A 19059-nucleotide genomic window follows, 5' to 3' on the forward strand; every position below is an offset into this window, starting at 1 on the left:
TGGCTAGCGGGTCGAGCCGTCGGGCTCGGTCGATTCGCCTGCGGCGGGTGCCTCGAGCTCGTCGTCCATCGCCAGGTCGTCGTCGAGATCGTCGTCCGCGTCGAGGTCGTCGTCCGCGTCCAGGTCGCGGGGCTTGACGTACGGGTCGGCGTCGCCGGCGTACTCGGCCGACGAGGCCATGGTCTGGCTCTCGTGGTCGCGCTGGCGAGCTTCTTGCAGCAGACGATCGATCGAGGCCGCGTTCTCGGGGAGTGCGTCGAGGATGAACTCGAGGCTCGGGGTGAGCCGCGCGGTGATGTTCTTGCCCACCTCGCTGCGCAACATGCCGGTCGCCGACTTGAGGGCGGCACCCGTGTCGCGCCGTTCGTCGTCGGTGCCGTAGACCGTGTAGAAGACCGAGGCGTGCTGCAGGTCTCCCGTCACCTTGACGTCGGTGATCGTCACGAACCCGAGTCGAGGGTCCTTGATGCCGCGTTCGAGACGCCGCGCGATGATCTCGTGGATGCGGTCGGCCATCTTGCGGGCGCGTTGCGCGTCAACCATTGTTCACTCCTGTTCGTGCTGCTCGCCGCCGTGGCGAGAGGGGTGAGGCCCCGCCCCGACCGTAGTCGGAGCGGGGCCTCGTGTACTGCGACGACGCCGGGTCAGCCCCGGGGCTTCTCGACCATCTCGATGGTCTCGATCTCGTCGCCGATCTGGATGTCGTTGAACTTGCCGAGACCGATGCCGGCCTCGAAGTCCGTCCGCACCTCGGTGACGTCGTCCTTGAAGCGACGCAGCGAGTCGATCGCCAGGTTGTCGCCGACGACGACGCCCTCGCGGATCACGCGGGCACGAGCGTTGCGGGTGATCGTTCCCGAGCGCACGATGACACCGGCGATGTTGCCGACCTTCGACGAGCGGAAGATCTCGCGGATCTCGGCGACACCGGACTGCTTCTCCTCGAACTCGGGCTTGAGCATGCCCTTGAGCGAGTTCTCGATGTCCTCGAGGGCCGCGTAGATGACCGAGTAGAACCGGACGTCGACACCCTCGCGAGCAGCGCGCTCACGAGCCTTCGTGTCGGGACGGACGTTGAACCCGATGATGACCGCGTTGTCGACCGTGGCGAGGTTGACGTCGCTCTCGGTGACGGCACCCACACCGCGGTGGATGATGCGCAGCTGCACGCTGTCGTCCACCTCGATCTTGAGCAACGATTCTTCCAGCGCCTCGACGGCACCGGACACGTCACCCTTGATGATGATGTTGAGGGCTTCGACCTTGCCCTCTTCGAGAGCACGGGTGAAGTCCTCGAGCGAGATGCGCTTGCGGGCCTTGGCCAGCGAGGCGTTGCGTTCGACGGCTTCGCGCTTCTCGGCGATCTGACGGGCGGTGCGGTCCTCCTCGGTGACGAGGAAGGTGTCACCAGCCCGGGGAACGCTCGACAGACCCTGGACCAGCACGGGCCGGCTCGGGTAGGCCTCGTCGACCGAGTCGCCGTTCTCGTCGACCATGGCGCGGACGCGGCCGTAGGCCGTACCGGCGACGATGGCGTCACCGACGCGCAGCGTGCCCGACTGGATCAGGACCGTCGCTACGGCACCGCGACCCTTGTCGAGACGGGCCTCGATGGCGACGCCACGGGCGTCCTTGTCGGGGTTGGCGCGCAGGTCGAGACCGGCGTCGGCCGTGAGCAGGACGGCCTCGAGGAGGGCGTCGATGTTCTTGTTGTCACGGGCCGACACGTCGACGAACATGACGTCTCCGCCGTATTCCTCGGCGACGAGGCCGTATTCGGTGAGCTGCTGACGCACCTTCGCCGGGTTCGCGCCCTCTTTGTCGATCTTGTTGACCGCGACGACGATCGGCACGCCGGCCGCCTGGGCGTGGTTCAACGCCTCGACGGTCTGCGGCATGATGCCGTCGTCCGCCGCGACCACGAGGATCGCGATGTCGGTCACCTGGGCGCCACGGGCACGCATGGCGGTGAACGCCTCGTGACCGGGGGTGTCGATGAAGGTGATGGCGCGCTCGACGCCCTCGTGCGGAGCCCACACCTGGTAGGCGCCGATGTGCTGCGTGATGCCACCGGCCTCGCCGGCGACCACGTTGGCGTTGCGGATCGCGTCGAGCAGACGCGTCTTTCCGTGGTCGACGTGGCCCATGACCGTGACGACCGGGGGGCGGATCTGCAGGACGGACTCGTCCTCGTCCTCGAGCTCTTGCTCGAGGTCGATGTCGAAGCCCTCGAGGAGCTCCTTGTCTTCGTCCTCGGGCGAGACGACCTGGATGTTGTAGCCCAGCTCTTCGCCGAGCACCTGGAAGGTGGCCTCGTCGAGCGACTCGGTCGCCGTCGCCATCTCACCGAGGTGGAACAGGACGGTCACCAGGTTGCCGGGGCTCGCGTCGATCTTGTCGGCGAAGTCGCTGATGGACGCACCACGGCGCAGACGGACGATCGTGTTGCCGTCGCCGCGGGGGACGCTGACGCCACCCAGCGACGGGGCCGACCGCATCTCGAACTCGGCCCTCTTCGTCCGCTTCGACTTGCGTGCCTTGCTCTTGCCGCCACCACGACCGAACGCACCGGCGGTTCCGCCACCGGGGCCGCGGCCTCGACCGCCACCACCGGAGGGACGGGGTCCGCTGAAGCCGGGACGGAAGCCGCCGGCCGCGCCGGGGGCACCGGCGCCGGGACGCTGGAAGCCACCGCCGGCACCACCGGGACGACCCGCGCCGCCACCGGCGGGACGCTGACCGAAGCCGTTGGGACGGGGGCCGGCACCGACGCCGGGACGCGGAGCGCCCGGACGAGGAGCACCGGGACGGGGAGCCTGCGGGCGCGGGCCCGCGGCGCCGCCGGGACGAGGCATGCTGCTGGCCGCACCGGAGCCGCCGGGACGAGGAGCACTGGGGCGCCCCATGCCCTGGTTGCTGGCGAAGGGGTTGTTGCCGGGACGAGGGGCACCGGGGCGCGGGCCGCCGGGCTTGGGTCCCGCGGCGCCGGGCTTGGCGGCGTCGTCGGCCGGAGCCGCCGCGTCGTCCTTGGCTGCGGCGGCTGCTGCGGCACGCTGCGCCTCGGCCTGGGCCTGGCGCTCGGCGACCGTCAGCGGGGCGACGGGTGCGGGTGCCGCGTCGACGTCGGGCTCGGCAGCCGCCACGGGGGCGGGCGTCGGCTCGGCGACGGGAGGCTTGGGGGCTGCCGGACGGGGACCGCCGGGCTTGGGGGCCGAGCTCGCGGGCTGCGCGGCGGCACCGGCCGAGGGGGCCTTGGCGGCGGGGGTCGCGGGCTTCGCGGCACCGGCGAAGGCCTGGCGCAGCTTGCGGGCGACGGGAGGCTCGACGCTGGAGGACGGTCCCTTGACGAACTCGCCCATCTCTTTGAGCTTCTCTAGTGCGGTCTTGCTGTCGATCCCCAGCTCGCTGGCGATCTCGTGTACGCGTGGTTTAGCCACAGTTCTCCTGTCTCGGGCCCTTCCCGAGACGGGAAGAGCCTTAGTTCTGGACGGGTCTCATTTCGAGCCGCTCATTAGTGGTTGCTCATTAGTTGTCCATGTGCCGTTCAGCCTGTTCTGTCGTGGCGATGGGTCGTGAAGTGGTGATCCGCGCGAGGTGGGCGCGGAGCTCGTCGACGTCGGGTTCGGAGTCGAGGCGGAGCGCACGGCGGAAGGCCTTGCGCTTCACTGCCGACTCGAACGCGTCGATCGACGGCGTCAACCACGCACCCCGCCCGGGAAGGGTCGCGGTCGGATCGACCACGAGACGTCCGTTTCGGGCGACGACCCGCACGAGTGCGGATCGCGGAGCGCGCGCTCGAGTACCGATGCACGTTCTGACGGGTTCCACCTTACCCCCTCGGGTCGTCGGACGGGAGACGCCGAGGGCGAACGGCGTGGTGCGCCGGTCGCCCTCGGCCACCCGGGTTCTCGTCGGGGCGATCAGTCGTCTTCGATGATGCTGTCGGGCTGGATGGGTCATTCCCGAGACCGGGCCGCCGACGCTGGCGCGTCGTCGACCCGGCGCGCGGATCGACATCCACTCAGTCGTCTTCGAGGATGCTGTCGGGCTGGATGTCGATCCGCGCGCCCGTGAGCTTCGCGGCGAGGCGGGCGTTCTGGCCCTCCTTGCCGATGGCGAGCGACAGCTGGTAGTCGGGGACGAGCGCCCGGACGGCCTTGGTGGACGCGTCGATCACGAAGGCCGACGACACCTTGGCCGGCGACAGGGCGCTGGCGACGAAGGTGGGGAGGTCGCTCGAGTAGTCGACGATGTCGATCTTCTCGTCGTTGAGTTCGGTGGTGACGGCGCGGACGCGCTGCCCCATCTCGCCGATGCAGGCGCCCTTGGCGTTGACGCCGGGCTCGGTCGCACGGACGGCCATCTTGGTGCGGTGGCCGGCCTCGCGGGCCAGGGAGACGATCTCGACGACGCCGCTGGCGATCTCGGGCACCTCGAGGGCGAAGAGCTTGCGCACGAGCGACGGGTGGGTGCGCGAGACCGTGATCTGCGGCCCCTTGGTGCCCTTGCTGACGCCCGTGACGTACACGCGGATGCGCGAGCCGTGGGCGTACTTCTCACCCGGCACCTGCTCCTCGGGCGGGAGGATCGCCTCGACGGTGCCGAGGTCGACGTGGATCATGCGGGGGTTGGGCCCCTGCTGGATCACGCCCGCGACGATGTCGCCCTCGCGGCCCTTGAACTGGCCGAGCACCTTGTCGTCGCCGATGTCGCGCAGGCGCTGGTTGATGACCTGCTTGGCCGCGAAGGCCGCGATGCGGCCGAAGTCGCTGGGGCTGTCGACGGACTCGCCCACGACCTCGCCCTCGTCGTCGCGTTCGATGGCGAAGACCGAGACGTGCCCGGTCTTGCGGTCGAGTTCGACGCGAGCGACCGGGATGCGGCTCTCGGGCTGGTTCGTGTGCTTGAGGTAGGCCGTGAGGATGGCCTGCTCGATGATGCGCACGAGTTCGTCGAAGGGGATTTCACGCTCGCGCTCCATGAGACGCAGCACGCTCAGGTCGATGTCCACTGAGGGCCTCCACTATTCAGATCTGCAGGCTGCACGCACGATGGCGCGCGCAGCATCCCCCTACGGTACCCGAGAGCGGGGTGGACGGCGGACCGTCCGCGAGCCCGGCACCGCGCCTCCTCGGGGTCGTCACGACCGGGACGAGGAGGCGCGGTGCCGGCGCTCAGGACGCTCGCGGAGCCGTGAGGGTCGCGACGGCCTCGGCCACGGGGACCGGCGTGCGCTCGCCCGTGCGGCGGTCCCAGAGCTCGACGACGCCCTCGCCGGCCGAACGGCCGACGACGACGATCTGCGGCACGCCGAGGAGTTCGGCGTCGCCGAACTTGACGCCGGGCGAGACCTTGGGTCGGTCGTCGTAGAGGACGTCGAGACGGTGGGCCTCGAGGTCGGCGGTGAGTTTCTCGGCGACCTCGTAGACCACGGGGTCCTTGCCCGTGGCCACGACGTGGACGTCGAAGGGGGCGACGTTGGCCGGCCAGATCAGACCCTTGGCGTCGTTGTTCGCCTCGGCGATCACCGCGAGGATGCGCGTGACGCCGATGCCGTACGAGCCCATCGTGACCGTGACCTGCTTGCCGTTCTCGTCGAGCACCTTGAGGCCGAGCGCCTCGGCGTACTTGCGGCCGAGCTGGAAGACGTGACCGATCTCCATGCCGCGGGCGGTCTCGATGGGGCCGGAACCGTCGGGCGCGGGGTCGCCCTCGCGGACCTGCGCGGCCTCGATGGTGCCGTCCGCGGTGAAGTCGCGGCCCATGACGAGGTCGGCGACGTGCACGCCCTTCTCGTTCGCCCCGGTGACCCAGGCCGAGCCCTCGACCACGCGCGGGTCGACGAAGTAGCGGATGCCCGAGTCGGACTCGCCGCCGAGCACCTGGGGGCCGAGGTAGCCGCGGACCAGCACGGGGTTCTTCGCGAAGTCGGCGTCGCCGGCGGCCTCGACCTCGGCCGGGGCGAAGGCGACCTCGAGCCGCTTCATGTCGACCTCACGGTCACCCGGCAGGCCGACCACGACGAGCTCACGGCGTCCGTCGAGGTGGCTGAGTGCGACGACGACGTTCTTGAGCGTGTCGGCGGCCGTCCAGGGCCCGGAGTCGCGGGACTCGTCGGCGTTGAGCTGGGCGACCAGCGAGTCGATGGTCGGCGTGTCGGCCGGGGCCAGGCGTCGGGAGGGGGCCAGGCCCTCGAGCGGGACCGTGTCGGGGACGATCGTCGTGAAGGCCTCGACGTTGGCGGTGTAGCCGCCCGCCGAGCGGACGAAGGTGTCCTCGCCGATGGTGGTGGGGTGCAGGAACTCCTCGCTGCGCGAACCACCCATGGCCCCGGCATCCGCCTTGACGATGACGTACTCGAGGCCGAGCCGCGTGAAGATGCGCTCGTAGGCGTCGCGCTGCTTCTGGTAGCTGTCGTCCAGACCGGCGTCGGACGCGTCGAACGAGTAGGCGTCCTTCATGGTGAACTCGCGGCCGCGCAGCAGGCCGGCCCGGGGTCGAGCCTCGTCGCGGTACTTGTCCTGGATCTGGAACAGCGTCAGCGGGAGGTCCTTGTAGGACGAGTAGAGGTCCTTCACCAAGAGGGTGAAGGCTTCCTCGTGCGTGGGGGCCAGGAGGTAGTCGGCGTCCTTCCTGTCCTTGAGGCGGAACATGCCGTCGCCGTACTCGGTCCACCGCCCGGTGGCCTCGTAGGGCTCGCGAGGCAGCAAGGCGGGGAAGTGCACCTCTTGGGCGCCGGCGGCCTGCATCTCGTCACGGATGACCGCCTCGATCTTCGCCTTGACGCGCAGGCCGAGCGGCAGCCAGGCGAAGACCCCCGGTGCCTGACGGCGGATGTACCCGGCACGGACGAGCAGCCGGTGGCTGGTCACCTCGGCGTCGGAGGGGTCTTCTCGGAGGGTGCGGACGAAGAGCTGGGAGAGACGTGTGGACACCCGTCCAGCTTAGGGGCGTGCCCGGGTCACCACGGCTTGCCGTCGTAGTCACCCGGGTTCTGCTCGTAGTAGCGGTCGCGGTCGGTGTCCTGCTGTTGCTGCTGCTGGCTCTGTTCGCCCTGCTGCTGCAGTTGGTCGAGCGGGTCGTCGGACTCGGCCTGCCCCTCGCCCTCGCCGGGCTCGTCTCCCCCGGCGCCGGGATCGCTGCCGTCGTCCCCTCCCGGCTGCTGCTCGTCGCCCTCGCCCCCCTGGGCCTGCTGCCCCTTCTCGTCGAGGCGCTGCTGGGCGTCGTCGAGCGGCTGGGAGGTGTCGGGCTGCCGGGGGTCCTCCGGCGGCTGGAAGCACCCCTCGGGAGCCTCGTCGACGGTCTTCGCCCCGAGTTCGTACAGCGCCTCGGCGTCGGCGTAGCGCAGTTCGAGCAGGGCAGCATCGCCCTGGGCCTCGATCGTGAGAACCAGGTTGACCCGGATGACGCACGAGATCGTGGCGTCGTCGGGGGCGAGGTCGAGTGCCGTGACGAACTCCTGACGCGCGACGTCGAGCACGCCGATCTGGGCGTAGGCGGTCCCCCGGTCGAAGTGGTGCACCCAGGGCTCGACCACGTTGGCGACGCCGAGGGGTTCGGACCAGGAGGCGCTGCGCTCGAACTCCCTGTCGCCGTACGACCACTGCGTCAGGGCGGCGAAGGCGGGCAGGCTCAGCAGCTTCAGGGCCACGAGCAGCACGACGAGCACGACCGGGGCCGACCAGAGCAGCAGCCGACGCCGGAGGCGTCTCCGGTACTGCTCGACGTCGGGCCCGGCCTCGGCCTCGTGGGCGCGGCGGATCTCGTCGACGGGCGGGGGGACGAGGGTGTCGGTCACGAGCGGACTCCCCTCTCGGGTCGTGAGGCGTCGAGTCCCGACGGCGCATCGCGCCCTCGACCGCGTCCGGCGCGGACGGGCCGTGGTGGACGGACCTCGCCCAGTGCCCTCGCCACGAGTGCGACGTCGAGGAGCAGCAGGACGAACAGGGGGATCGCGGCGATCCAGTAGAGGTCGATCAGGCTGTCGGCCCGCCCCTCGTCGGAGGCCACGGCGCCGTCGCGGGCGTCCGCGACCGCAGCGTCGACGGATGTGTCCGCCGTGCGGTGCACGTACGGCACGCCGAGCTGATCGGCGATGCGCCGCAGGGCGTCCTCGTCGATCGTCGAGACGGCATCGGGATCGCCGGGCTGTGTGCGGTCCTGGATGTACTCCTTCGTCGAGTACTCGTCGCCGTAGCCGTCGAAGACGCGCATCTTGCCTCCCCGCTCGGTGCCGTAGCCGAAGACGGCACCGCCGTCGACGTCGCCGGCGGATGCCGCAAAGCTCTCGGGCTCGGTGCCGCTGGTCTGCTCGCCGTCGCCGAGGTAGTAGACGACGTTGGCCCGTTCGGGCGCACTCTGCCGGGCCTCGGACAGCCGCTCGGCCAGCAGGTCGTTCGCCTCGCTGACGGAACTGCCGCTCGAGTAGTAGGTGACCTCTTGGTTCATGGCGTCGGCGGCGGCGACCACGGCGGAGGCGTCGTCGGTCAGCGGCGTCCGCAGGACGGCGGTGCTGTCGAAGGACAGCAGCGAGAACCGGGCTCCCGCCAGCTGCGAGGTGACCTCGGCGATGTCGGCCCGCACCCCGTCGAGTCGACGCCGACCGTCGCCCCAGTCCTCCGCCGCGATGCTCGACGTCGTGTCGACCACGAAGAAGACGTTGAGCTGGGCGACCGACGCCTGCGCCGACCCGCCCGGCAGGCTCGGCCGCACGGCGACGACGAGGAGCAGGGCGACGATGACCAGACGTCGCACCCAGGTGAGAAGGGCCCGTCGTCGGCCCCGCTCGGCCACCACGCGCCAGCCCGTGAACCCGAGCAGGGCGACGGCGGCCACGGCGAGGAGCCACCAGGGCAGGACGGGCTGGAACACCAGCGCCCGGGCGATCACAGGCGCACCCGCCAGAGCAAGACGAGCCCGCCCATCGCTACGAGCAGGGCGGCGATCGCCAGGGCCTGCGGGTGGTCGGTCACCACGAGCCGTCGGGCACCGGTGAAGAGCCCCGCCTCGCGGGCGTCGATCTCGTCGACGATCTGCGGCACGGTCGTCGAGTCGTCGAGGGCGTAGTAGCCACCGTCGGTCGACTCGGCCGCGGTGCGCAGTTCGGCGGCGACCTGGTCGGCCACGGCGTCCGTGGCGTGGTCGGCGGGGTTCACCGCGTACACGCGGACATCCCGCTCGGTCGCCAGGTCGGCCGCCTCGGTGAGCGTGAGCAGGGCCTTGCCGTTGACGTAGTTGTCGGTGGCGAGCACGACCGACTTGGGCCGCGTGCTGTCGTCGTCGCCGAACCCGAGGACGCACGACGCCAGACCGTCGCCGATCAGCGACGCACCGTCACCGAGGTCGGTGCCCGTCCAGTAGCGGGTCCCGTTCTCGCCCATGGTGTCGAACGAGTCGCGGTACTGCTCGAGTTGCGTGCGCACGAAGTCGTAGTCGTCGGTGAGGGGGAACGCCTGCACGGCCGAGCTGTCGAAGAGGTACAGCCCGACGCGTTCGCCGTCGAGCCCCTGCGAGAGGGTCGAGAACGTGTCGACGATCTGCGAGTCGACCTCGGTCATCGAACCCGACACGTCGAGGCAGAGCATGATGTCGCGCTTGTACGACTGGGGCTCGACGACGTCGGTGCTCGATACGCGGGCCGCGAGCAGGACGCTGATGCCGGTCAGCGCCACCATGGCGACGAGCACGACCGCGAGCGCGGCACGGTAGCGCCGGACGACGCGCTGGTACGCGGGCAGCGCGGTCAGCCGCTCGCCGTGCGCGACCGGGACGCCGAGGCGACGGAGGCGCGCTCTGTCGCGGCGCCTCCACCGCACGTAGAGCCATGCCGCGACCGCCACGACCGCCAGTGCGACCAACGGGACCCACCAGAAGATCAGCCCCATGACGACACCAGGTCCCTCGCGGTGGCGACGGCACGGGCCGGGTCGCCGGGCGCTTCGAGCCGGAAGGCCGGCGGGTAGTACTGCTCGACCGCACCGACGAGCCGGGGCAGGTTCGACTCGCGGAGGTCGGCGAGGGTCATCACGTGGGTGTCGACCCCGTTCGTCTCGTGCGCGAAGAACCGCAGGAGCAGGCTGAGCCGGGAGTGCACGCCACGGTCGTTCAGCCGCCCCGAGGACGCGGCCGTCTCGACCTCGTCGATCAGGGCGAGGTACTTCGCCTTGGTGTCGGCGAGGGCGACCGGTCGGGAGGCCGCGCGGGCCGCCCGCTGGGCCGGAGGGAGGCGGCGGGCCGAGAGACGGATCACGAAGACGTACCAGGCGGCCACCAGCGCCAGCCCGACCAGGCCGAGCACCAGCCAGAGCACCCAGAGCGGGTACTGGTAGGGCCCGAAGAAGTCGTCAGCGCCCGACACGACGGTGCTTCTCGATCAGGGTGAACAGCCCGGGAACGACCTCGGCCTGGCTGCCGAGCCGTTGGCTGCTGATGCCGAGGGCCAGGAGCTCGCGCTCGGTGTCGCCGACGCGCCGCAGGGAGGAGTCGTCGAACTCTCGACGGAGCTGCGCGTTCTCGCGCAGGTACGCCGGCAGTCCGGCCATCTCGCGGACGTCGAAGACCTCGCCCGCCCGACCCGCGCGCGTCATCAGGTCGGCGTCGCCGATCGTCAGCCAGACGACCTCGTGCTGCGCGCGCAGACGCCGGAGCAACCGGGTGATGCGATCGTCGATCGCTAAGTCGTCGGTGATCACGAGCAGCATGGAGCGCCGCCGGATGCCCCGCGCGACCCACTCGAGCACGGCCGCGAGGTCGCTCGTCGGGGCGTCGAGGTCGACGCGTCGGTCGACCTGCCGCAGGAGGGTCTCGAGGTGGGCTTCGGTCGCGCCCGCCGGGTGCGCGCGTGTGCCCGACGAATCACCCGCCACCAGTGACACGACGTCCCCGTGCTTGGCGGCGATGTAGGCGAGGGCGCCGGCCGCCATCAGGGCGATGTCTTTCTTGCTTTCGCCACTCGTGGCCGTCGCGGCCATGTTGCGACCGGTGTCCATCACGAGGACGAGGTTCTGCCGGCGGCTCGCGATGTACCGCTTGACCAGGGGCTCGCCGTGACGGGCCGTGGCCTTCCAGTCGATGTCTTTCACCTCGTCGCCCGGGACGTAGGCCCGGAGGTCGTCGAAGTCGTGGCTGCGCCCGTGGTGCACCGAGGCGTAGCCGCCCTCGAGCAGGTCGATCGTGCGTCGGTGGGCGAACAGCCCCATCTTCGTCCGGACGCGCAGCAACAGGCTGGCCACCGGCGTCAGGGGGTCTGGACGGCGCCGAACACGGCGTCGATGATCGTCTCGGGCGCGACCTCGTCGGCCGTGGCCTCGTAGTTGAGGATCATGCGGTGTCGCAGCACGGAGTGCCGCAGGTGCTTGACGTCTTCGGGGATGACGTAGTCGCGCCCGCGCAGCAGGGCGAGGGCACGGGCCGCCTGCATGAAGGCGATGCTGGCCCGGGGGCTGGCCCCGAACTCGACGTAGTCGGCGAGGGTCGCCGGGATGTACTGCTGCGGATGCCGCGTGACGTAGATGAGCTGCACGATGTAGTTGACGATCGACGCGTCGACGTAGACGCGCTTGGCCAGATCTTGCAGGTAGACGACGTCGGCCAGGCCGACGCCCGTGGACGGTGCGGCGGCCTCGTCGTAGACGCCGCTCTCGATGCGCCGGATGATCTCGGCCTCTTCGGCGGGGGTCGGGTAGTCGAGGATCTCTTTCAACAGGAAGCGGTCGAGCTGCGCCTCGGGCAGTTGGTAGGTGCCCTCTTGCTCGATCGGGTTCTGGGTGGCCAGGACGAGGAAGGGCGACGGCAGTCGGTAGACCGTCCCCCCGATGGTCGTCTGGCGCTCTTGCATCGCCTCGAGCATGGCGCTCTGGGTCTTGGCGCTCGAGCGGTTGATCTCGTCGAGCAGGACGAAGTTCGAGTGGACCGGCCCGAGCTGGGTGACGAAGGTCGATTTCTGGGCGTCGTAGATCTGGGTGCCCGTGATGTCGCTCGGCAGGAGGTCGGGCGTGCACTGGATGCGCCGGAAGCTCGCGTCGATCGACTGCGCGATGGTCTGGGCCGCGGTCGTCTTGGCCAACCCCGGGACGCTCTCGAGCAGGACGTGCCCGCCGGTGATGAGGGCGACGAGCAGGGTGTCGCGGAGTGCGGTCTGACCCACGACCTTGCGACCGAACGCCTGCGACACCGCCCCGACGATCTGCCGAGCCCGCTCGAGCTCGGCGGGAGTCACGGGGGCCGGAGCCGGCGGCGGGGTCTGGCTGGCGGTGGCGGTGTCGGTCACGCGCCCCACTGTAAACCAGTCCCCCGACAGCTCCCGTGCCCCCGAACACCACATCTCATCGCCGCAGCGCGCGCCTCGCCAGCCAGTTGCCCAGGAACTGGACGAGCTGCACCAGCACGATGATCAGCAGCACCGCGGCCCAGGTCACGACCGGGTCGAACTGCCGGTAGCCGTAGAGCAGGGCGAAGTTGCCGAGCCCGCCGCCGCCGATGTAGCCGGCCACCGCCGACATGTCGACCAGCGCGACGAAGATGAACGTGTAGCCGAGGACGAGCGGTCCGAGCGCCTCCGGCAGCAGCACCGTTCCGATGATGCGGGCCGGGCCGGCCCCCGCCGCCCGTGCGGCCTCGATGACGCCCGGCTGCACGGTGAGCAGGTTCTGTTCCACGATGCGCGAGATGGCGAACGACGCGGCGAGCGACAGGGTGAAGATGATGGCCGGGTTGCCGCTGCCCGACCCTATGACGAACCTCGCCAACGGCTGGGCCGCGGCCAGGAAGATGATGAACGGGATCGGTCGGAACACGTTGACGACCACGTTCAGCACGCCGTAGACGACGCGGTTCGCGAAGAGGGCTCCGCCCCGCGTCAGGTACAGCGCCAGGCCGAGCAGGAGTCCGCCGATGCCGCCGAAGAGGAGGGTCAGGGCGACGATGTAGACGGTCTCGACGGCCGCCTGCCACAGCATCGGCTGCAGTTCGATCAGGGAGTCCATCAGCGTCCTTCCGTGGGTCGGACCGACGTCGTCGGCGAGGTGGGCAGCTCGTTCGCGTCGTCGCCCAGGTCGGCGACGGCCGCTCGGACGGCCGCGTCGTCGCCGGTCACGGCGAGGGTCAGGGTGCCGAACGTGCGTCCCTGGATGTCGTTCACGCCGCCGAAGACGATCTCGAACGACAGGCCGTGCCGCGCGAGCAGCGCGAAGACGTCGCGCTGGTCGACGCCACCCTCGGCGATGCGCACCGACACCAGGACGCCGGGGTGGCGGGCCCGCAGCGCATCGAGTTCGTCACCGTGCGGCGTGCCCGCGATGACCGTCGAGACGAACCGTTTGGTCGACGCCTGCTTCGGGTCGGAGAACACCTCGAAGGTGGGGCCGGTCTCGACGACACGACCGGAGTCCATCACGGCCACCCGGTCGGCGATCGACTTGATGACGTCCATCTCGTGGGTGATCACGACGATGGTGATGCCGAGCTCGGCGTTGACGCGTTTGAGCAGGGCGAGCACCTCGCTGGTCGTCTCGGGGTCGAGGGCGCTCGTCGCCTCGTCGGCGAGCAGGATGCGGGGGTTCGTCGCGAGCGCGCGGGCGATGCCGACGCGCTGCTTCTGACCGCCCGAGAGCTGGTCCGGCCGCGCGTGGGCCTTGTCACCGAGGCCGACGAAGTGCAGCAGGTCGCTGATCCGCCGCTGGTGCTCGTCCTTGGGTACCCCCGCCGCCTTGAGCGGGAACTCGACGTTGCCCCAGACCGTCTTCGACGAGAACAGGTTGAACTGCTGGAAGATCATGCCGATGCCGGCCCGGACCGAGCGCAGTTCGCGCTCACGGAGGCCGGTGATCTCGCGGCCGTCGACGCGGATGCTCCCGCTCGTCGTGGGCTCGAGGGCGTTGACGAGGCGGACGAGGGTGCTCTTCCCCGCGCCCGAGTAGCCGATGATGCCGAAGATCTCGCCCTCGGCGATCTCGAGGCTGACGCCGTCGACCGCGGTCAGCGGTGCGGCGCCCTTCTCACGGGGCGGGTACGTCTTGACGACGTCGGTCAGGGTGATGGCGGGCACGCGTTCTCCTCGGCACGGGCGGAGGCCCGGACCGCGAGCGGATGCTGCGCGCGGTCCGGGCCGGGGTGGCGACCTGGTGGGTCAGCCGTTCTGTTCGACGAGCTTCTCGGTCTCGGTCAGCGACTTCTCGAGGTCGCTCGCGGGGATCTTCGTGATGATCGCCGTGCCACCCGAGTTGTCGACGACGCCGTCGGTGACGGCCTTGGTGTCCTGGTAGATCTGGACGAGCTTCTGGTAGGTGGCATCGTCCTTGTCTTCCGCACGGGCGGCGAAGACGTTGGCGTAGGGCACCGACGAGGGGTCGTTGGGGTCGTCCTGAGCGATGACGTCGTCGGTCGACAGACCGGCCTTCGTCGCGAAGTCGTTGTTGATGATCGCACCGGCGTAGTCGGGCAGTGACGTGGCGGCGAGGTCGGCGCTCACCGTCGCGACCTTCACCTTCGACTTCGACTCGTCGACGTCGTTGACGCCCGAGAAGATCGTCCCGCCGTCCTTCAGCGAGACCAGCCCGTTCGACTGCAGGACGAGCAGGGCGCGGGCCAGGTTGCTCGAGTCGTCGGGGATCGCGATGGTGTCACCCTCCTGGAAGTCGCTCAGCTCGGTGTACTTCGACGAGTACAGGGGCAGGGGGTAGATCGCCGTCGAACCGATCGGCACGATGTCGTTGCCGGATGCCACGTCGTACTGCGCGAGGTAGACGATGTGCTGGAACTGGTTCAGGTCGATCTCGCCGTCGGCGAGGGCGGGGTTCGGCTGCTCGTAGTCCGAGTAGTCCACGAGGTCGACCGTGATGCCCTCGTCCGCCGCGGCCTGCACGAAGTCGGCCCAGTACGGGTCGCTCGCGCCCACGACGCCGATGCGGACGGTCTCGTCGTCGCCACCGCCGCGGGTGACTCCGATCGCGATGCCGACGGCGGCGAGCACGACGACGACCGCGACGATGACGGCGATCAGACGACCGGGGCCCTTCTTGGGGGCGTCGATCAGGGGGGCGCTGCTGGTCATGGGTTCCTCTCGGGGCGCTGCGGGAGCACCGCTCGGGGGTGGGCCGGGGCCGTCACGGTGCGTCGTCCATGCTGGCGGACGCCCCGGGGCGCGTCACATCGGGGCGTCACACGACGACACACGGCCCCGTCGGCCCGGCCGCGGACGTGACCACGCGAAGGAGGCGCGGTGCGAGATCTCTCGCACCGCGCCTCCTGACGGGGTCGCGTCGCCCCCGGGGTGGACCCGGTCAGACGGTGACGACCTCGGGCGAGCCCAGCTCGCCGGGGGGCATCTCGGCGGCGAGACGGTTTGCCTCGTCGATGAGGGTCTGGACGATCTCGGACTCGGGAACGGTCTTGATGACCTCGCCCTTGACGAAGATCTGACCCTTGCCGTTGCCCGAGGCGACGCCGAGGTCGGCCTCGCGGGCCTCGCCAGGACCGTTGACGACACAGCCCATGACGGCGACGCGCAGCGGGACGGTCATGCCCTCGAGCCCGTCGGTGACGTCGTTGGCCAGCTTGTAGACGTCGACCTGGGCGCGACCGCAGCTCGGGCAGCTGACGATCTCGAGCTTGCGCTCGCGCAGGTTGAGCGACTGCAGGATCTGCAAGCCGACCTTGACCTCTTGGGCCGGCGGGGCGCTGAGGCTGACGCGGATGGTGTCGCCGATGCCCTCGCTCAGCAGGATGCCGAAGGCCGTGGCCGACTTGATCGTCCCCTGGAACTCGGGCCCGGCCTCGGTCACTCCGAGGTGCAGGGGCCAGTCGCCGCGTTCGGCGAGCTGGCGGTACGCCTTGACCATGACGATCGGGTCGTTGTGCTTGACCGAGATCTTGAAGTCGTGGAAGTCGTGCTCCTCGAAGAGCGAGGCCTCCCACACGGCGGACTCGACGAGCGCCTCGGGGGTGGCCTTGCCGTACTTCTGCAGGATGCTGGGCTCGAGCGAGCCGGCGTTGACGCCGATGCGGATCGAGACGCCGGCGGCCTTCGCCGCGGCGGCGATCTTGCCGACCTGGTCGTCGAACTTGCGGATGTTGCCGGGGTTGACCCGGACCGCCGCGCACCCGGCGTCGATCGCCTGGTAGACGTAGTTGGGCTGGAAGTGGATGTCGGCGATGACCGGGATCTGGCTCTTCTTCGCGATGATCGGAAGGGCCTCGGCGTCGTCACGGCTCGGCACGGCGACGCGCACGATGTCGCAGCCGCTGGCCGTGAGCTCGGCGATCTGCTGCAGGGTGGCGTTGATGTTGGGGGTCGGAGTCGTGGTCATCGACTGCACGCTGACGGGGGCGTCGCCACCCACGAGCACCTTGCCGACCTTGATCTGCCGCGTCTTGCGGCGCGGGGCGAGGACTTCGGGGACCTTCGGCATTCCGAGATTGACTGCTGGCACGGAGTCATCGTAAACCTCGGCGCTGGACGCCGAGTGACGGACGCGTGACCGGTGCGTCACGGGTCGCTCGCGACCGGACGTCAGCCGAAGATGTCGATCGGGTTCACGATGTCGGCGTAGGTGAGCAGGACGGTCATGCCGCCGAGCAGGATCACGATGGCGAAGGTCACGGGGATGGCCTTGGCCGTGTCGACCGGGCCCGGGTCGGGCCGGCGGAGGAGCTTGGCGAAGCCGCGGCGGATCGCCTCGATCAGGGCCCCGGCCACGTGACCGCCGTCGAGCGGCATCAGCGGCACCAGGTTGAACACGAAGAGGGCGACGTTGAGGCTCGCGAGCAGCCCGACGAGGGTGCTGATGCGGTCGACCACCGGGATCGTGTCGAGGCTGGCGATCTCGCCCGCCATGCGACCGACGCCGACGACGCTGACCGGTCCGTTCGGGTCGCGCTCGGCCCCGCCGAAGGCGGCCTGGGCCACCCCGACCAGACGCTGCGGCAGGGTGACGATGACGCCGACGACGTGCGAGATGTTGTCGCCGACCGCCGGCAGCACGGCCGTCACGGGCTCGCGCACCTTCTCGTAGGCGAACCCGATGCCGACGAAACCGACCTCCTGCGTCTGCGAGCTGCCGTCGGGGTTCGTCGCCACGGCCCCGCTCGACGTCGTCACGTAGCGCTCGGACAGGGCCGGAGTCACCTGGAGCGTGCGCTCGGTGCCGTCGCGGTCGACCACGACGTCGAGGGTGTCGCCGGGAGAACGCTGCAGGATGCCCGTGATCTGGTCGCCGTCGGTCACGGTCGTCCCGTCGATCGACACGATGCGGTCGCCGTTCAGCATGCCCGCGGCGTAGGCCGGGGCCTCGGGCGCGTCCGAGGGGCAGCTCGTCTCGGTGGAGCCGGCGGGCAGGACGCAGGTGCTGACGCTGCCGACCGTCGTGCTCGCCTGCTGGACGCCGAAACCGCAGAGCAGCACCGCGAACAGGGCGATCGCGATGAGCAGGTTCATGAACGGGCCGCCGAGCATGATGATGACGCGCTTGTACACGGGCAGGCGGTAGAAGGTGCGCGATTCGTCGCCCTCGTCGACGGTCTCGGCGCTGGCCGTCCGGGCGTCCTGCACGAGGGTGTTGAAGAAGCCGGTGCTCGACTGGCGCGCGCCTCCCCCGGTCCTTCCCGGGGGGAACATGCCCGACATCGAGATGTAGCCGCCGAGCGGCAGGGCCTTGACGCCGTACTCGGTCTCGCCCTTCTTGCGCGAGAAGACGGTCGGCCCGAAGCCGATCATGTACTGGCCGACCTTCACGCCGAACTTCTTCGCCGGCACGAGGTGGCCCACCTCGTGCAGGGCGATCGACACGGCCAACCCGACGACCATGACCAGGACGCCGAGCACGAAGAGGAGGATCGTCTGCACCGGGCAAGGCTAGCCGCCCGTGCCCGGACGTCCACCGCGTCGGGGCCATGACGACGCTGGGAGCCCCGAACTGGGGCGGCGGGCTCAGTGGGCCGGCATCGCGGGCGCTCAGCGGGCCGGCAGCGTGGCGGGCTCAGCGGGCCAGGAGCGCGTCCGCCTCGGCACGGGCCCAGCGTTCGGCCTCGAGCACGCCCTCGAGGCTGCTCTCGCCCGCGGTGTGCCGGTCGACGACGGCCTCGACCACGTCGAGGATGTCGAGGTACCCGACGCGTCCCGCGTGGAACGCCAGGACGGCCTGCTCGTTGGCCGCGTTGAAGACGGCCGGGTACGTCCCCCCCGCGCGCCCGACCTGCTTGGCGAGTCGCACGGCCGGGAAGGCCTGTTCGTCGAGGGGCTCGAACGTCCAGGTGGAGGCGCGGGTCCAGTCGAGCGGGACCCCCACGCCCTCGACGCGGTCCGGCCAGGCGAGCCCGAGTGAGATCGGGAGGCGCATGTCGGGAGGCGAGGCCTGGGCGATGGTCGAGCCGTCGACGAACTCGACCATCGAGTGGACGATCGACTGCGGGTGCACCGTGACGTCGATGTGGTCGTAGTCGACGTCGAAGAGCAGGTGCGCCTCGATCACCTCGAGACCCTTGTTGACGAGGGTCGACGAGTTCGTCGTCACCACCAGGCCCATGTCCCAGGTGGGGTGCGCGAGCGCTTCGCGCGGGGTGACGTCGGCCAGCGATTCCCGTGTCCGGCCGCGGAACGGCCCACCCGACGCCGTCAGGACGAGCCGACGCACCTCGCGGTCGGAGCCCGACCGCAGCGCCTGCGCGATCGCCGAGTGCTCGGAGTCGACCGGCACGATCTGGCCGGGGGCGGCGCGCTTCGTCACGAGGTCGCCTCCGACGATCAGACTCTCCTTGTTGGCCAGGGCGAGCGACGCCCCAGAGTCGAGGGCGGCGAGGGTCGGCGCGAGGCCGACCGAGCCCGTGATGCCGTTCAGGACGACGTCGGCCCGGACGTCGCGGACGAGCTGCACCGACTCGTCGGTGCCGAGCGCCGTGTGCTCGACCCCGAACTCGGCGGCCTGCGCGGCCACGCCCTCACGGTCGGAACCGGCGGAGAGGCCGACGACCTCGAAGAGGTCGGGGTGGGCCCGGACGACGTCGAGGGCCTGGACCCCGATCGAACCGGTGGAGCCGAGGATCGTGATGCGACGCATGGGGTCAGCC

General features: G+C 70.3%; 17 protein-coding genes. All 17 read right to left on the reverse strand.

The window, feature by feature from the left end:
* Nucleotides 1-3: 3 nt before the first annotated feature.
* Nucleotides 4-543 carry a 30S ribosome-binding factor RbfA gene (rbfA, locus tag ACIOSR_RS02270; protein ID WP_123570219.1) on the reverse strand — a complete coding sequence of 180 codons (540 nt, stop codon included), beginning with the start codon at nucleotides 541-543 and terminating at the stop codon, nucleotides 4-6.
* A 101-nt stretch (nucleotides 544-644) separates the two neighbouring features.
* Nucleotides 645-3437 carry a translation initiation factor IF-2 gene (infB, locus tag ACIOSR_RS02275; RefSeq protein WP_056045821.1) on the reverse strand — a complete coding sequence of 931 codons (2793 nt, stop codon included), beginning with the start codon at nucleotides 3435-3437 and terminating at the stop codon, nucleotides 645-647.
* A gap of 88 nt (nucleotides 3438-3525) precedes the next feature.
* A complete protein-coding gene (locus ACIOSR_RS02280) occupies nucleotides 3526-4017 on the reverse strand; it encodes a YlxR family protein (RefSeq protein WP_402751732.1) in 492 nt (163 codons plus the stop codon).
* 4 nt (nucleotides 4018-4021) lie between these two features.
* Entirely contained in the window at nucleotides 4022-5011 is a 990-nt protein-coding gene (gene nusA / locus ACIOSR_RS02285; protein ID WP_056045823.1) for a transcription termination factor NusA, read from the reverse strand.
* Nucleotides 5012-5174: 163 nt separating this feature from the next.
* Complete coding sequence (locus ACIOSR_RS02290; RefSeq protein WP_200412579.1) at nucleotides 5175-6935, reverse strand: proline--tRNA ligase; 1761 nt, start codon at nucleotides 6933-6935, stop codon at nucleotides 5175-5177.
* Between the two features lie 26 nt (nucleotides 6936-6961).
* Complete coding sequence (locus tag ACIOSR_RS02295; RefSeq protein WP_056045829.1) at nucleotides 6962-7798, reverse strand: hypothetical protein; 837 nt, start codon at nucleotides 7796-7798, stop codon at nucleotides 6962-6964.
* Complete coding sequence (locus ACIOSR_RS02300) at nucleotides 7795-8889, reverse strand: VWA domain-containing protein (protein WP_402751733.1); 1095 nt, start codon at nucleotides 8887-8889, stop codon at nucleotides 7795-7797. Before ACIOSR_RS02300 ends, ACIOSR_RS02295 begins: the two co-directional genes overlap by 4 nt.
* Nucleotides 8886-9884 (reverse strand): VWA domain-containing protein, encoded by a 999-nt coding sequence (locus ACIOSR_RS02305; protein WP_056045834.1) that lies wholly within the window; start codon nucleotides 9882-9884, stop codon nucleotides 8886-8888. Before ACIOSR_RS02305 ends, ACIOSR_RS02300 begins: the two co-directional genes overlap by 4 nt.
* Entirely contained in the window at nucleotides 9875-10357 is a 483-nt protein-coding gene (locus ACIOSR_RS02310) for a hypothetical protein (RefSeq protein WP_402751734.1), read from the reverse strand. Before ACIOSR_RS02310 ends, ACIOSR_RS02305 begins: the two co-directional genes overlap by 10 nt.
* A complete protein-coding gene (locus tag ACIOSR_RS02315) occupies nucleotides 10344-11231 on the reverse strand; it encodes a DUF58 domain-containing protein (protein ID WP_173150983.1) in 888 nt (295 codons plus the stop codon). Before ACIOSR_RS02315 ends, ACIOSR_RS02310 begins: the two co-directional genes overlap by 14 nt.
* A 5-nt stretch (nucleotides 11232-11236) precedes the next feature.
* On the reverse strand, nucleotides 11237-12268 hold the full coding sequence (locus ACIOSR_RS02320) for an AAA family ATPase (protein WP_402751735.1): 1032 nt from the start codon (nucleotides 12266-12268) through the stop codon (nucleotides 11237-11239).
* Nucleotides 12269-12323: 55 nt separating this feature from the next.
* Entirely contained in the window at nucleotides 12324-12983 is a 660-nt protein-coding gene (locus tag ACIOSR_RS02325) for a methionine ABC transporter permease (protein WP_056045843.1), read from the reverse strand.
* Nucleotides 12983-14044 (reverse strand): methionine ABC transporter ATP-binding protein, encoded by a 1062-nt coding sequence (locus ACIOSR_RS02330; protein WP_173150985.1) that lies wholly within the window; start codon nucleotides 14042-14044, stop codon nucleotides 12983-12985. Before ACIOSR_RS02330 ends, ACIOSR_RS02325 begins: the two co-directional genes overlap by 1 nt.
* A gap of 81 nt (nucleotides 14045-14125) precedes the next feature.
* Complete coding sequence (locus tag ACIOSR_RS02335) at nucleotides 14126-15049, reverse strand: MetQ/NlpA family ABC transporter substrate-binding protein (protein WP_056045848.1); 924 nt, start codon at nucleotides 15047-15049, stop codon at nucleotides 14126-14128.
* Between the two features lie 229 nt (nucleotides 15050-15278).
* Nucleotides 15279-16427, reverse strand: coding sequence for a flavodoxin-dependent (E)-4-hydroxy-3-methylbut-2-enyl-diphosphate synthase (gene ispG / locus ACIOSR_RS02340; RefSeq protein ID WP_171007237.1), 1149 nt, complete (start codon nucleotides 16425-16427; stop codon nucleotides 15279-15281).
* Between the two features lie 80 nt (nucleotides 16428-16507).
* Entirely contained in the window at nucleotides 16508-17839 is a 1332-nt protein-coding gene (locus ACIOSR_RS02345) for an RIP metalloprotease (RefSeq protein WP_199736192.1), read from the reverse strand.
* A 133-nt stretch (nucleotides 17840-17972) separates the two neighbouring features.
* On the reverse strand, nucleotides 17973-19049 hold the full coding sequence (dxr, locus tag ACIOSR_RS02350; protein WP_056045850.1) for a 1-deoxy-D-xylulose-5-phosphate reductoisomerase: 1077 nt from the start codon (nucleotides 19047-19049) through the stop codon (nucleotides 17973-17975).
* Nucleotides 19050-19059: the final 10 nt, after the last annotated feature.

The organism is Frigoribacterium sp. NPDC087798 (genome assembly GCF_044742985.1).
GTDB lineage: Bacteria > Actinomycetota > Actinomycetes > Actinomycetales > Microbacteriaceae > Frigoribacterium.

Excerpts from the sequence above, each read along its gene's own strand:
- dxr (WP_056045850.1), bottom strand. The coding sequence starts at position 19,049 with ATGCGTCGCATCACGATCCTCGGCTCCACCGGTTCGATCGGGGTCCAG.
- ACIOSR_RS02325 (WP_056045843.1), bottom strand. The coding sequence starts at position 12,983 with ATGGACTCCCTGATCGAACTGCAGCCGATGCTGTGGCAGGCGGCCGTC.
- ACIOSR_RS02280 (WP_402751732.1), bottom strand. The coding sequence starts at position 4,017 with ATGTCGATCCGCGCGCCGGGTCGACGACGCGCCAGCGTCGGCGGCCCG.
- rbfA (WP_123570219.1), bottom strand. The coding sequence starts at position 543 with ATGGTTGACGCGCAACGCGCCCGCAAGATGGCCGACCGCATCCACGAG.
- ACIOSR_RS02335 (WP_056045848.1), bottom strand. The coding sequence starts at position 15,049 with ATGACCAGCAGCGCCCCCCTGATCGACGCCCCCAAGAAGGGCCCCGGT.
- ACIOSR_RS02305 (WP_056045834.1), bottom strand. The coding sequence starts at position 9,884 with ATGGGGCTGATCTTCTGGTGGGTCCCGTTGGTCGCACTGGCGGTCGTG.